At 55.5% G+C, this 12,558-nt stretch carries 13 protein-coding genes and 1 pseudogene; 6 read left to right on the top strand and 8 right to left on the bottom strand.

Features of this window, described 5'->3' with window-relative positions; translation table 11 throughout:
* Nucleotides 1–213: 213 nt before the first annotated feature.
* The 3 genes from msrA to RTU33_RS07835 form a co-directional block, all read right to left on the bottom strand.
* Nucleotides 214–900 (bottom strand): peptide-methionine (S)-S-oxide reductase MsrA, encoded by a 687-nt coding sequence (gene msrA, locus RTU33_RS07845; RefSeq protein ID WP_312626455.1) that lies wholly within the window; start codon nucleotides 898–900, stop codon nucleotides 214–216.
* Between the two features lie 13 nt (nucleotides 901–913).
* Nucleotides 914–2,665 (bottom strand): cytochrome c biogenesis protein DipZ, encoded by a 1,752-nt coding sequence (locus RTU33_RS07840; RefSeq protein WP_312626453.1) that lies wholly within the window; start codon nucleotides 2,663–2,665, stop codon nucleotides 914–916.
* Between the two features lie 120 nt (nucleotides 2,666–2,785).
* On the bottom strand, nucleotides 2,786–3,529 hold the full coding sequence (locus tag RTU33_RS07835) for an SDR family oxidoreductase (protein ID WP_312626451.1): 744 nt from the start codon (nucleotides 3,527–3,529) through the stop codon (nucleotides 2,786–2,788).
* A gap of 123 nt (nucleotides 3,530–3,652) precedes the next feature.
* Between RTU33_RS07835 and RTU33_RS07830 the strand changes: the two genes are divergently transcribed.
* Entirely contained in the window at nucleotides 3,653–4,000 is a 348-nt protein-coding gene (locus RTU33_RS07830) for a helix-turn-helix domain-containing protein (RefSeq protein WP_312626450.1), read from the top strand.
* Nucleotides 4,001–4,062: 62 nt separating this feature from the next.
* Here the strand turns inward: RTU33_RS07830 and RTU33_RS07825 are convergent, their stop codons facing one another.
* Together RTU33_RS07825 and RTU33_RS07820 are read right to left on the bottom strand one after the other, a co-directional pair.
* Nucleotides 4,063–5,247, bottom strand: a complete 1,185-nt coding sequence (locus tag RTU33_RS07825; RefSeq protein ID WP_312626449.1) for a PLP-dependent aminotransferase family protein — start codon at nucleotides 5,245–5,247, stop codon at nucleotides 4,063–4,065.
* A 184-nt stretch (nucleotides 5,248–5,431) separates the two neighbouring features.
* Nucleotides 5,432–6,046, bottom strand: coding sequence for a class I SAM-dependent methyltransferase (locus RTU33_RS07820; protein ID WP_312626448.1), 615 nt, complete (start codon nucleotides 6,044–6,046; stop codon nucleotides 5,432–5,434).
* Between the two features lie 112 nt (nucleotides 6,047–6,158).
* On the opposite strand from RTU33_RS07820, the gene RTU33_RS07815 reads away from it, so the two are divergent.
* Both RTU33_RS07815 and RTU33_RS07810 read left to right on the top strand, forming a co-directional pair.
* Entirely contained in the window at nucleotides 6,159–7,358 is a 1,200-nt protein-coding gene (locus tag RTU33_RS07815) for a TCR/Tet family MFS transporter (RefSeq protein ID WP_312626446.1), read from the top strand.
* 14 nt (nucleotides 7,359–7,372) lie between these two features.
* The gene (locus tag RTU33_RS07810; RefSeq protein ID WP_312626444.1) at nucleotides 7,373–8,011 is read left to right on the top strand and encodes a TetR/AcrR family transcriptional regulator; all 639 of its coding nucleotides are present in this window, start codon (nucleotides 7,373–7,375) and stop codon (nucleotides 8,009–8,011) included.
* Nucleotide 8,012: 1 nt separating this feature from the next.
* Here RTU33_RS07810 and RTU33_RS07805 read toward each other — a convergent pair whose 3' ends face one another.
* Nucleotides 8,013–8,450 carry an Rrf2 family transcriptional regulator gene (locus tag RTU33_RS07805; protein WP_312626442.1) on the bottom strand — a complete coding sequence of 146 codons (438 nt, stop codon included), beginning with the start codon at nucleotides 8,448–8,450 and terminating at the stop codon, nucleotides 8,013–8,015.
* A 119-nt stretch (nucleotides 8,451–8,569) separates the two neighbouring features.
* On the opposite strand from RTU33_RS07805, the gene RTU33_RS07800 reads away from it, so the two are divergent.
* Complete coding sequence (locus tag RTU33_RS07800) at nucleotides 8,570–9,208, top strand: class I SAM-dependent methyltransferase (protein ID WP_312626441.1); 639 nt, start codon at nucleotides 8,570–8,572, stop codon at nucleotides 9,206–9,208.
* Between the two features lie 308 nt (nucleotides 9,209–9,516).
* Entirely contained in the window at nucleotides 9,517–10,791 is a 1,275-nt protein-coding gene (locus RTU33_RS07795; protein ID WP_312626439.1) for a Glu/Leu/Phe/Val dehydrogenase, read from the top strand.
* A 53-nt stretch (nucleotides 10,792–10,844) separates the two neighbouring features.
* On the opposite strand, the pseudogene RTU33_RS21860 reads toward RTU33_RS07795, so the two are convergent.
* A pseudogene (locus RTU33_RS21860) lies at nucleotides 10,845–11,093 on the bottom strand (acetyltransferase); the annotation flags it as partial.
* An 18-nt stretch (nucleotides 11,094–11,111) separates the two neighbouring features.
* Complete coding sequence (locus RTU33_RS21855) at nucleotides 11,112–11,459, bottom strand: hypothetical protein (protein ID WP_409438229.1); 348 nt, start codon at nucleotides 11,457–11,459, stop codon at nucleotides 11,112–11,114.
* Nucleotides 11,460–11,682: 223 nt separating this feature from the next.
* Between RTU33_RS21855 and tam the strand changes: the two genes are divergently transcribed.
* On the top strand, nucleotides 11,683–12,444 hold the full coding sequence (gene tam / locus RTU33_RS07785; protein ID WP_312626438.1) for a trans-aconitate 2-methyltransferase: 762 nt from the start codon (nucleotides 11,683–11,685) through the stop codon (nucleotides 12,442–12,444).
* The last annotated feature ends 114 nt before the right edge of the window (nucleotides 12,445–12,558 follow it).

Genomic DNA, 12,558 nt, shown 5'->3' with positions numbered 1-12,558 from the left:
TCCAGAAGGAAGCTGCTCAAGATTGTCCACTTTCGCCGACGTTGGGCCTTACAGAACTTAATAATCATTATCTACAATGCCAAATTTGTTAAATGGTCTTCGCAGTGCCCACAACTGGCTAAACGCACTCAATAAGTCGCACTTTATGAAAGGTCGTTTTATACGACCTTTTCGTCTTCCAGAATTTTATAAACCGTTTTCGTGGCTTCACCCCTACTCTTTGACCAGGGTCGGATCCGATTGCCAGAGCGCAGGGAAAGCTGCTTTTAGCTGCTGTACTTTGGGCAGATCGTTGATGACGATGTATGGATAATCAGGATTGTCGTGAAGGAAATTCTGGTGATATTTTTCTGCCGGATAAAAGGTTGCCTTCGCCTCAATGCGTGTCACGATGGGCGCGGGGAAATAGTGCCCGGCGTTGAGCTGTGCGATGTAAGCCTTCGCCACTTTCTCCTGCTCCGGATTCTGAACAAACAGCGCGCTGCGATACTGAGTGCCATAGTCCGGCCCTTGCTTATTCAGCTCGGTCGGGTCATGTGTCACCGAAAAGAAAATCTGCAACAGTTGGCCATAGGTCACCTTCGTTGGATCGTAGGTGACGCTGACGGATTCAGCATGGCCCGTCATACCCGTGCTGACGGTCGGATAGTTGGCCGTTCGCGCTTTGCCACCCGCATAGCCTGACACGGCATTAGTCACGCCTTTTACGTGCTGGAACACGCCCTGTACGCCCCAGAAACAGCCACCCGCGAAGACGGCAGTTTCATTACCTGATTTAACGGGCGCTTCATCCTGTGCAGGTAACGGGATAGCCTTCGTTTGTGACCAGCCCGCGCTCTGGAATAATACGGTAGTGGTCAACACTGCTGCGGCGACGATAAAGCTTTTCAGGTTCATCATTTTCCCCTCCTTCTCAACCGAACGTGAAGGCGAAAGCTGTCACCCCAGGCTTGTCGAACTCAATGCTGAAGGTGTGCTCGCCTTCGCCGTCGGTCTGGCGAATCAGCTGATACAGACGCTGATCGGAAACCGTGCCGCGGCCATCCGGGGCAATGTCGCTGCCGTGCTGCGAGCCAGGTGCTTTACCATCCAGCATTACCGTAAAATTAATGGGCTGACCGTTGTCTCCCGGGCCTAAAACCAGATGCAGATCGCGCCCCCGGAACTGATACACAATCCTGCCTTTCTCGCCATCGAGCGTGATGTGTTCTCCGCCGATGGTCCAGCGCCCTTCCAATCCCCATGCGTTCAGGGGTAAAGCTACCGGCTTGTGATAATCCGCCGGTTCATCCTCGCTTACGCTGCCGGAGGCAAAATTTTCCGCGCGCTGATAGCCAAGATACGTTTCGGGCGAAATGTCATTCATCCCGCTCGCCGCCTGCTCCACGCCTTTACCCGCTACGTTTGCGATATTATCGTTAACGTTCTTTGCTCCAGCCTGGCGCAGCAGTTCCTGAATGACGCGTTCCGATTCGGCATAGTTTCCCTCACCAAAATGCATATAGCGGACATGCCCGTTGGCGTCGATAAAGTAGTGCGCAGGCCAGTACTGGTTGTTAAACGCCTGCCAGATGCTGAAGTTGTTATCAATGGCAATCGGATACGTCACGCCGAGCTTTTTGGCCTCTTTCGTCACGTTGCTGATATCGCGTTCAAAGGCAAACTCAGGAGAATGCACGCCAATCACCACCAGGCCCTGGTCGCGATACTTTTCAGCCCAGGCTTTAACATAAGGCAGCGTACGCAGACAGTTGATGCAGGAGTATGTCCAGAAATCCACCAATACCACTTTGCCCCGCAGCGATTCCGACGTCAGCGGCGGTGAGTTGAGCCACTGCACGGCTCCGCTCAGTGGCGGCATCATGCCAGCATCAATCAACTGCGGCGAATCGGAACTGGCGGCTGCCAGCGAAACCGGCGGCGCGGCCGGGGAAAGAGTGCTCTGTGGCTTCAGCTTTTCGACCAACGTCTGCTCAATACCGCCTGTGGACACGGTAGACAGCCTCGCCAGCACGCCAGTATCAAGACCGAGTGAAATCGCCGCCACACCGAGTAACATTGCCGCTCCAAGCCCACGGCGGAGCCATTCACCAACCCCCAGCGAGCGTTTCATTGCGCTGAACACTTTGCCGCCAATCAGCAATGCCAGCGCCAGCGAGGTGACGGCACCTGCGGCGTAAGCCAGCAACAACAGCGTTGAACCGGCGTTGGCTCCCTGAAGCGCGGCGCCTGTTAACACCAGTCCCAGAATCGGCCCGGCGCAAGGCGCCCACAGCAGCCCGGTCGCCACGCCTAACAGCAGCGAGCTGCCCGGCCCCGCAGAGCGGTTGGCGGCAATTTTTTCAGAGAGAGAATTACCGGCGTTGACCAGTGGGTGCATCAGCCGTTCGCCGAGCTGCGGAAACAGCAGCGTCACGCCAAATACGGCCATCAGCACCAGGGCGGCTATTCGCCCGTACTGATTGGCGGCGACAACCCATCCACCGCCCACGGCTGCAAGCGTAGCAAACAGCGTAAACGTCAGCGCCATGCCAAGCAGCAGCGGAAGCCCGGAACGGACAAAAGGCTGGTCCGAGCGCGCGAAAACAAAAGGTAACACCGGCAGGATGCACGGGCTGGCAATGGTCAGCAGACCGCCGAGATAAGCAAGGATAATAACCAGCATGGTAAAGGCCTCAGTCAGGACAACGGGATGTTGATGCCCTGACTGTAGCCGCAGAGTGATTACGGGATCCTCGCCAAATAATCACTTTTTTGTGATAACTGGCGGGCATAGCCGATGGGCTTACAAATTCCCTACTCCACCATCGACCAGTAAATCGGTACCGACCACATATGCCGACTCATCAGATGCCAGAAACACGGCCGCCTTCGCCATTTCCGTAGCGGTGCCGAGCCGCCCAATCGGGACCAGTGAACGGATTTCTTCGCGTAGTTTGTCATCTTCCACGCCGTTGCCGAGTTTCCCCAGCGCCGGCGTTTCCGTTGGACCCGGGCTTAAGCCATTGACGCGAATGCCACGCGGATGTAACTCTGCCGAGAGCGTACGCGCCAGCGACAGAATAGCCGCTTTACTCGCCGCATAGACGCTGCTCTGCGGTAGCCCAATTCGGGCGCTGACCGAGCCACAAACAATCACCGACGACGGGTTCGCCAGCAGAGGCAATGCCGACTGAATGAGGAAAAGTGGCCCTTTGAAGTTCGTATTCATCAGTCGCTCATAGGCGGCCTCATCCCACTCCTCCAGGCTGCGATGCGTGACGTCTCCAGCGTTGGCGAAAAGAATATCCAGCCTCGGCCACTGCGCCTGTAATGTTTTAATCAGTTCCTGCTGCTGAAAGACATTCCCCGCATCGCTCTGAAAAACAAGCACATCGCCAAGCTGCTGTCGTATTTCCTCCAGTGCCGTTTCACTGCGACCGGTAATCGCCACTTTTGCGCCCTCGGCCAGAAACTGCCGCGCGGTTTCCAGCCCGATTCCGCTGGAGCCGCCAGTGATTAATGCATATTTGCCGCTGAGTCTGCCCATTGCTGCCTCTCTCACTTTGTATTGGTGAAGGCATTATTTCCGCTATAGTATCCTTTGGGTAGTAGGCACCTTTTGGATACTAAGGCGCATCGTGGAATGCATTGCCGAATAGCGGGAGTTTGAATGACAAAAAAAATTTCTCTTATGCCTGGTACAGAACAGGCATGTCCGATGGTGAGTTTTGTGAACCTCATCGCCGGAAAGTGGGCTATCCCAATCCTGTATCGTCTGATCATGATTGATAGACCGGTCCGCTTCAGCGAATTGCAGCGTGCCGTTGAGCCTATCACTCAGAAAGAACTCACCAGACAGCTGCGCCAGTTTGAAGCGCGAGGTCTGGTTCATCGGCAGGTTTATGCGGAGGTCCCGCCGCGAGTGGAATATCAGATAACAACGCTTGGAAAATCACTGCGTCCGACGCTGGATTCACTGGCCGACTGGATGCGGGTTAATGCCTGTGAGATGGGCTAAATCTTGCCGGGTGGCGCTGACGCGGGCCCGACCTACAAAGTCAGGCCACACGACAATCGGGATTACAGCGCCGATTTCAAACGCTGTACTGCCTCAAACAGTTGTTCTTCAGTCGCGGTTGCGTAGGAGAAACGCAGCGTTTTCTTGTCGGCACGATCGCTGAAGAAAAATTCACCCGGTACATACACAACGCCTTTTTCCAGCGTCTGCTGCAGCCACTTCGTGGTGTCAAAATCGTAACGGAACTGCGCCCACAGGAACATCCCGCCCTGCGGCTGGTTGAAGGTGATGTGCTCGTCGAGCTCCGCCTTCAGGAAGCGGGAAAGCGCCTGGCACTTCTGCTTGTAGGCTTCGCGAATCAGTGCGATCTGCGGTTCGAGTCGGTTGGTGGAGAGATACGCCGCGACCAGAGACTGAGCGAAGGAGTTCGCGTGCAGGTCGGTGGCCTGCTTCACGATCGCCACTTTTTGCTTCATCCATTCCGGCAGAATAATCCAGCCCACGCGCAGGCCCGGTGCGAGAATTTTCGAGAACGTTGAGGTGTACACCACGCTGTCACGATCGCCCATTTCAGCGGCGGTCTGGAACAGGGTTTTCTGGCGCTCTTCGGTAAAGCTGATGGCGCCGTACGGATCGTCTTCAATAATCACGAAGTCGTGTTTTACCGCCAGTTTAACCAGTTTCTCACGACGTTCGGCGCTTAACGTTGTACCGCTTGGGTTACCGAAGGTGGGGACGATATACACCGCTTTAATACGCGTGGTGCTGAGCAGCGCTTCAAGTTCATCGACGATCATGCCGTCGGCATCGCTGCCAACCGACTGAACGGTGGCGTCTGTCAGACTTAAAATTTGCAAAGTAGCCAGATACGTAGGGCGCTCAACCACGAACACATCACCCGGATTTGCCAGCGCACGAATAAGCAGATCCAGCGCCTGCTGCGAGCCGGAAGTGATCAATAGCTGGTCTACCGAAGTTGTCATTCCACGCGCTTTGCACAGCCCGACCAGCTGCTCACGAAGCCCAACGTTGCCTTCGGTCAGGCCATACTGGAAGGCGTCGGCGAAGCTTTCATCAAGCACGCGCTGAGTGGCGCTTGCCAGCCCTTCTTTATCGAATAATTCGCCTGAGGGGATACCGCCCGCCAGGGAAATGACACCCGGCATTTTGCTGTGTTTGAGTAATTCACGGATGGCGGAAGGCTGAAGCTGCTGGATACGGTCTGCGAGGTGGTTGCTCTTGCTCATATTGTTTTCTCTGGTTTTTATTCATTTGAAATATACATAGCCCGCAAATGAATAAGCAATGCCTTTGACCAACAAAAGCAAAAAACCGTGCTGGCGTACTTTTCGATCCTGGCAGTGGCCTGTCCTGACACGATAAAACCTCCCAGGCGTTAACGAGCCTGCCCAGGAAATATTCGGGGCAGCCTCACTTCTCTCTTTGCGCCAGCCAAACCGTCCGCCCACCGCAGTCAGGATCCTCCGTTACCTGCCTCAAAACGCGAAAGCCATTATCTGCCAGCAGCTGCCGGTACTCATCGTGATCGAGACTCGCATGATAAAGAGGTTGCCCCATAAATTCGCCGATAGCTTCGCCGTTGTCGGGTCCGGAAGTAAACATCAGCACCGTTTCCTGTTCGCTGTGATGGTGAAAAACGGAAAACATGTGGCGCTGATCGCGGCGCGTCAGATGGAAAAAGCTGTCCCAGGCGAGAATGCCGCCGAACGTTTTACGCAATGCAATACGCCGCATATCCGCCAGATGCCACTCGGCATCGGGAAAACGCTGCTGGCAGAGTGCAAGCAGCGGCGCTGAGCTGTCGACGCCACAGACGTGATAGCCGTGCTGCACGAAATATCCGGCAATCGGATCGCCACCGCCGCAGCCCAAATCCAGAATGTGTGCTTTTGCCGGCAGCAAGGCACGGTAGCGTTCGAGCCACGCCAGCTCGATACAGTTCCCCTTTCGCACGCTGTCCCAGGCTTCCGCCCCTTCGTGGTACAGCGCGATGATGTTTTCCGCAGACGGATGATCGCGTTCCATTGTTTGCCCTTTTCAGACTGGCGTTGACAAGCGGTCAACGATCGCACAGAATTAAATTGTACTGGGTACATTTTTGTTCTGAGTATACTTTCTTACTTCTTTCGGGACACCTATGAATAAATCTTTGATTGTTATCTTCACAACAATCTGTCTTGATGCGGTCGGCATTGGCCTCATCATTCCGATCCTTCCCCGCCTGCTGGAAGATGTGGTGCATGCCAGCAACATTGCGCCCTGGATGGGCATTATGACGGCGCTTTACGCCGTGATGCAGTTTATTTTCGCGCCGGTGCTCGGTGCATTGAGCGACAATCACGGGCGCCGCCCAGTCCTGCTGGTTTCGCTGGCAGGTGCCGCGGTGAACTACCTGATTCTGGCCTTCTCGCCGCAGCTGTGGATTTTGTTTATCGGGCGTGCCATCGCCGGTCTCACCAGCGCCAATATGTCCGTTGCCACAGCCTACATCACAGATATTACTCCCCCGGACAAACGCGCTCGCCGCTTTGGTTTGTTCAATGCCATGTTTGGCGTCGGTTTTATTATCGGTCCGGTGCTGGGCGGAATTTTGGGGGATATCTGGATCCGCTTGCCGTTTCTGGTCGCCGCCGTGCTGACGGGCGTGAATCTGCTGATGGCGCTGTTCATTCTGCCGGAGTCGCGCACCCCGACGCATCATAGCCTTCATCTGGCGGCATTCAACCCGCTGAAACCACTGCGCTGGGCGTTCTCGATGCGCAAGCTGTTGCCTCTTGTCGCCGTGTTTTTCATTCTGAGCGGTATTGGCGAAGTGTACGGCATTTGCTGGGCGCTTTGGGGAACCGACACGTTCCAGTGGAACGGCATGTGGATTGGCCTGTCGCTGTGTGCCTTTGGGCTCTGTCAGGCGCTGGTGCAGGCCTTTCTGCCCGGCCCTGCGGCCCGCCTTTTCGGGGAGCGCGGTGCCGTGCTCGTTGGGGTTGCCTGTTCCTGCGTAGCGCTGACCATTCTTGCCTTCGCGCAGCAAAGCTGGATTGTGTTTGCCATTATGCCGCTGTTTGCGCTTGGCGGGATTGGCACACCGGCGCTGCAGGCGCTCGCGACTCGTCAGGTCGACGTAAATCGCCAGGGGCAATTCCAGGGCGTGTTAGGATCGGCTATCAGCCTGGCGTCGATCGTCGCCCCGCTCGGTTTTTCAGGTATTTACTACCTGGTTCAGCAGAGCTGGCCGGGCGCTATCTGGCTTTCCGTGGTCGGCGTGTATGCGCTGGCTGTACCGCTGATTATTCTTGGCACCCGCAAGGCTCCACCTGCGGAATCTGCCCCTGTCGCTTAATAAAAGGAGAAAAGATGAGTGACCTCGCCGATCGTCGCGCCAGAAAACGCCTGGAAACCCGTCGGGCTATTTCCTGGGCCGCCACGCAACTGTTCGCTGAAAAAGGGTTCGATAACGTCACCATCGACCAGATCGCCTCCGCGGCCGACGTCGGACGCATGACGGTGTTTAACCATTTCCCGCGTAAAGAAGATATGTTTTTCGACCGTGACGAGGAGATCCGCACGACGCTTGCTGAAGCGCTGCATCAGCGAAAACCGGCAGAATCGCCGCTGGAATCGCTGCGCCTGCTGGCACACCGTCTGGTCGCCGAAAAGCGCCCTTACCTGCAATTCTCTGAAGACAGCCAGGGGTTTATTGCCATTATTACCGCCAGCGAAACCCTGAAAGCCAGAGCAAGGGCCATTCGAGATGAGGTGGCGAACGGCATTGCCGCAGAGCTGGCTCGCGGAGCAGGCCGGGACGAAACTGACCCCGACGCGCAGCTGGCCGCCGCCCTGCTGCTGGCAACGTGGAGCGTGGCGCTGACTCGTGCCCATACAGAGTACGGCGAAAGCCGAGATGCAGAACAGGCCGCCGCCACGTTTCTGGCTCTGATAGACAAAGGCGCCGCCGGACAAAAAGCGGCTCTGGCTGGGACGCCTTACGCCTGAATCACTCTGCGAACTCTGATGCTGCACGCTTATCAAAGCGTTCAGCCAGGTTCGCCAGGGTAATTTCGCCGAACTTCGTCAGTAGCTTCTGTTCTGCCTCTGCCAGCACGCTGCCCAACTCTTCATTTACCGCCGCTTCGACGGCGCAGTTCGGGTGTTCGTCTCCACGGCCGATGGCAAAAAGCTGCTTTATGCCGACCCCCTGATAAATATCCAGTAGTGTTATCTCGCTGAGATCGCGGGCAATTCGCCAGCCGCCATGATGCCCCTTTTCCGACGCGACAAAACCCGCATCGCGCAGGCCTGCCAGGGTGCGCCTGACAACCGCGCTGTTGCTGCCGAGCATCATTGCGATCTGTTCTGAAGTGTACGCTTCGTTGTTTCTGGCCATGTGCAGCAGAACGTGCAGCATGCGTGAAAGTTTGTTGTCCTGACGCATGGTCAGTCCCTCCGGTTAACGTTTCATGTATCTTACAATGATACGTGAGATTGACAAGCTCTGAAGTCATGTGATTTTATAAGTCACGTGAAATAATCATTCTGCCATTGGAGAACGTCATGACTCAATCACTTACCTCAGCCCGGTTCTGGGACGATCGCTACGCCAGCGCTTCCCCGCATTCCAGCGGCAAACCCGGAACGGTGCTGGTGCGTTTCACTGAGCATCTCCCCGCAGGCCGTGCGCTGGAATTAGGCTGCGCCCGTGGCGATGATGCTGTCTGGCTTGCAAAGCAAGGGTGGCAGGTAAAAGCGGTCGATATTGCCCAACAGGCGCTGGCCTATGCCGCCGACAATGCTCGTCGAAATGACGTCGCCGGGCGCATCCGCTTCGAACAACACGATCTTTCACAAACTTTTCCAGAGGGAGAATATGATCTCGTCACCGCCTCGTTTCTTGAATCCCCCGTCGACTTTGGCCGTCCGCAGGTGCTGAGAAAGGCCGCAGCCCTTGTGGCACAAGGGGGTTCATTGCTCATCACCTCTCACGGTTCGGCGGCAACATGGTCCGACCATCGTCATACGCCCTTCCCCACACCTGAAGAAGCACTGGCGGAACTGCAGCTTGACGCCGGGGAATGGGAATCGGTTTTTGTCGGAAATATTGAACGGCTGGCGACCGGGCCTGCTGGTGAAACGGGTAAGATTCTTGATACCGTGCTGCTGCTGAAGCGGCGTCAGGCTCTTCGTCGATCGTGAAACAAAGTCAACACAGTTAATTATCATTATATTTACTTTTTGAGGTGCGTCATACTTCTGGTAAATAGCCGCCAGCGCTTATTATGCACTTAAAGTGAATGAATTTGGGCCTGAAAAGGGGCTATAACGCCTTTTCAGGCTGGATAACTATTCAATTCCTCTGTCAAAAATTAATTCCACTCCCTCTCATTTCCGCGTTTCGCCTGATGCTAAATTTTAAAAAAGTGTTAAATTTATACTCACATAGTGAGTAACACTATGCTCCACGGCTAATTAAGAACATATTACTTACAAAACTAAGGTTCATCATGGATAAGTTATCTTACGCTTCAGATAGCAACACATCTGCCTGGAATACCTACCTGCAACAAATCGAGCGCGTTGCCCCTCACCTCGGCGAACTTTCCCGCTGGGTTGATACGCTTCGTCATCCGAAGCGCGCCCTGATTGTGGATATTCCTGTTCAGATGGACGATGGCACCATCCGTCACTTTGAAGGTTATCGCGTGCAGCACAACCTCTCCCGCGGCCCGGGCAAAGGCGGTGTTCGCTACCACCCGGATGTGGATCTGAACGAAGTAATGGCGCTCTCTGCCTGGATGACCATTAAATGTGCGGCGCTGAACCTGCCCTACGGCGGCGCAAAGGGCGGTATTCGCGTCGACCCGTTCAAGCTCTCTGAAGGTGAACTGGAGCGTCTGACCCGCCGCTATACCAGCGAAATCGGCATCATTATTGGGCCGCAAAAAGATATTCCTGCGCCGGACGTCGGCACCAACGGCAAGGTTATGGCGTGGATGATGGATACCTATTCCATGAACCACGGCACCACCATTACCGGCGTTGTAACGGGCAAACCGATTCACCTCGGCGGCTCGCTGGGACGTGAAAAAGCCACCGGCCGTGGCGTATGGATCAGCGGTCGTGAAGTGGCGCGTCGTGCCAATATTCCGGTAGAAGGCGCTCGCGTGGCAGTGCAAGGTTTCGGTAACGTCGGCAGCGAAGCCGCACGTCTGTTCGCCGCATCCGGTGCTCGCGTGGTGGCTATTCAGGACCATACCGCGACGCTGTTCAACGCGACGGGTATTGACATGAACGCCCTCACCGCCTGGCAGATTGAGCATAAACAAATCGCCGGATTCCCGGGCGCGGACACCATCGCCAGCGAAGCTTTCTGGGATGTGGATATGGATATCTTGATTCCGGCCGCGCTGGAGGGTCAGATCACCCGCCACCGTGCCGAAGTACTGAAATGTAAGCTTATCCTCGAAGGCGCAAACGGCCCGACCTACCCGGATGCCGACGACGTACTGGCCAGCCGCGGCATTATCGTCGTACCGGACGTGGTTTGTAACGCCGGCGGCGTCACCGTCAGCTACTTCGAATGGGTTCAGGACATGGCGAGCTTCTTCTGGAGTGAAGAAGAGATCAACGAGCGCATGGACAAAATCATGACCGATGCCATGGTTCACGTTTGGGAAAAAGCGGCGGAAAAGTCCTGCTCCCTGCGTACCGCCGCATATATCGTGGCCTGTGAGCGTATTCTGCTGGCGCGTAAAGATCGCGGTATCTATCCAGGCTAAGGCCTGCACACCGGTGAGTCGTTTTGCGGCTCACCGTCGCTTCTGTTTGACGCTCAGCGATATTTCTCACAAAACCGCGAAACGTCATCCTGCTGAAAATCACTCAGTCGTCCGATAATTGTCTCCAGCGGCCAGTCCCACCAGGCGATACGCTGCAGCTCCTTAGCGATCTCTTCAGAAAAACGCATGCGCAGCACTTTAGCCGGGACGCCTCCGACAATGCTGTAAGGCGCAACGTCTTTCGTTACTACGGCTCCCGCCGCAAGTACGGCACCCTCACCCACTGTGACGCCCGGCAGGACAATGACCCCATGACCGAGTCAGACGTCGTGGCCAATCACGACCGTGTCCTGTCGGCGTGCCGCGAAGAAATCATGGTCGCGCGTGGCATCCGGAGAATAGTATTCCGGACAGTATGTAATACGGTGCTGTGAAGCTCGCTGCATCGGATGATTAGGCGCGCCAATACGCACCTGGTTGGCGATCGCCACAAACCGACCAATCTGCGCATCGGCAATCGTGCAATATTCCCCGACGTACGAAAAATCTCCCAACGATGCATATTCCATTACGCTGTGCGCCAGTACTTCGCACTGCTGGCCAATGCGGCACTCACGCAGACGCACGCTGCTGTCGATAGACGCTTCTGCCAGTTTTACGGTTTTCATGAACGGGTCACTCCGGTAACAAATACAGCCACTCTATTGCGCATTTATTAACGGATAATGACGAAGCAGCACGCCTTGCCCGATCTCAGTCGACGTACAGGGTGATTCAGGTTTTTTCGCCTGAATGGTCAGAATTCTTTCGGCGTGCTGCAAACTTTGTGGCTATCTTAAAGCATCGCTGGTCTAAGATTTGCTTCGTCTCAACAAGCCTCGAGGAACGAAAATGGCCGACTGGAATCCCTCTCTGTATTTGCAGTTTGCATCTGAACGTACCCGCCCGGCGGCAGAGCTACTCGCCCGCATTGCTAAACCCGCGGCAAAATATGTGGCGGATTTGGGCTGCGGCCCGGGTAACAGCACGGAATTGCTGCGTGCAGCCTGGCCAGAAGCAGTGATAACCGGCGTGGATAACTCTCCGGCGATGCTGGAAAAAGCGCAAAAGGCACTCCCGGACTGCCAGTTCGTCAACGCCGATATCAATCAGTGGCGGCCAGAGCAGCCTCTGGATGTCCTTTACGCCAACGCCTCGCTGCAATGGCTGAGCGATCATTCAACGCTGTTCCCGCACCTGACCACTTTGCTCGGTGATGAAGGTGTTCTGGCGGTGCAAATGCCGGATAACTGGCAGGAGCCATCGCACGCATTGATGCGGCAGACGGCAAGCGAGCTGGGGCATCCGGCGCGCGGCAGGGTTCCGCTTGAGAGTGTGCAGACGTATTACGATTTACTGAGCAGTAACGGCTGTGAGGTGGATATCTGGCGAACGACCTATTTCCATCCGATGGCGTCGCATCAGGCAATTATTGACTGGCTGAGCGCAACCGGACTGCGGCCTTATTTGCAGGATCTGGACAACGTCAGCCAGCAGGCGTTTCTGAAGCGCTATCTGCAACTGCTGGAAGAGCACTATCCTCGTCAACAAAACGGTCAGATCCTGCTGGCGTTCCCGCGCCTGTTTATCATTGCAAGACGGGTTACCAGCTAAAGTCGCGTACTAACGAGAGGTCCCAGGCCGTCGCAAACAGGGAAACAAAAATAATGATGTTTACGACGGTCTCTATTTTCTTTTCCATGATGATTCTCCTGATGGCCCGTTGAC

It is taken from the genome of Scandinavium sp. (assembly GCF_032012665.1).
In the GTDB taxonomy this organism is placed as follows: domain Bacteria; phylum Pseudomonadota; class Gammaproteobacteria; order Enterobacterales; family Enterobacteriaceae; genus Scandinavium.
The sequence above is the reverse complement of the archived record's forward strand: the minus strand, read 5'-3'. Positions and strand labels throughout refer to the sequence as shown.

What these genes read in the sequence shown, in the direction of transcription:
- RTU33_RS07795 (WP_312626439.1), top strand. Translation starts at nt 9,517, where the DNA reads ATGGATAAGTTATCTTACGCTTCAGATAGCAACACATCTGCCTGGAAT.
- RTU33_RS07810 (WP_312626444.1), top strand. Translation starts at nt 7,373, where the DNA reads ATGAGTGACCTCGCCGATCGTCGCGCCAGAAAACGCCTGGAAACCCGT.
- tam (WP_312626438.1), top strand. Translation starts at nt 11,683, where the DNA reads ATGGCCGACTGGAATCCCTCTCTGTATTTGCAGTTTGCATCTGAACGT.
- RTU33_RS07820 (WP_312626448.1), bottom strand. Translation starts at nt 6,046, where the DNA reads ATGGAACGCGATCATCCGTCTGCGGAAAACATCATCGCGCTGTACCAC.
- RTU33_RS07835 (WP_312626451.1), bottom strand. Translation starts at nt 3,529, where the DNA reads ATGGGCAGACTCAGCGGCAAATATGCATTAATCACTGGCGGCTCCAGC.
- RTU33_RS07815 (WP_312626446.1), top strand. Translation starts at nt 6,159, where the DNA reads ATGAATAAATCTTTGATTGTTATCTTCACAACAATCTGTCTTGATGCG.
- RTU33_RS07825 (WP_312626449.1), bottom strand. Translation starts at nt 5,247, where the DNA reads ATGAGCAAGAGCAACCACCTCGCAGACCGTATCCAGCAGCTTCAGCCT.
- msrA (WP_312626455.1), bottom strand. Translation starts at nt 900, where the DNA reads ATGATGAACCTGAAAAGCTTTATCGTCGCCGCAGCAGTGTTGACCACT.
- RTU33_RS07805 (WP_312626442.1), bottom strand. Translation starts at nt 8,450, where the DNA reads ATGCGTCAGGACAACAAACTTTCACGCATGCTGCACGTTCTGCTGCAC.
- RTU33_RS07840 (WP_312626453.1), bottom strand. Translation starts at nt 2,665, where the DNA reads ATGCTGGTTATTATCCTTGCTTATCTCGGCGGTCTGCTGACCATTGCC.
- RTU33_RS21855 (WP_409438229.1), bottom strand. Translation starts at nt 11,459, where the DNA reads ATGAAAACCGTAAAACTGGCAGAAGCGTCTATCGACAGCAGCGTGCGT.
- RTU33_RS07800 (WP_312626441.1), top strand. Translation starts at nt 8,570, where the DNA reads ATGACTCAATCACTTACCTCAGCCCGGTTCTGGGACGATCGCTACGCC.
- RTU33_RS07830 (WP_312626450.1), top strand. Translation starts at nt 3,653, where the DNA reads ATGACAAAAAAAATTTCTCTTATGCCTGGTACAGAACAGGCATGTCCG.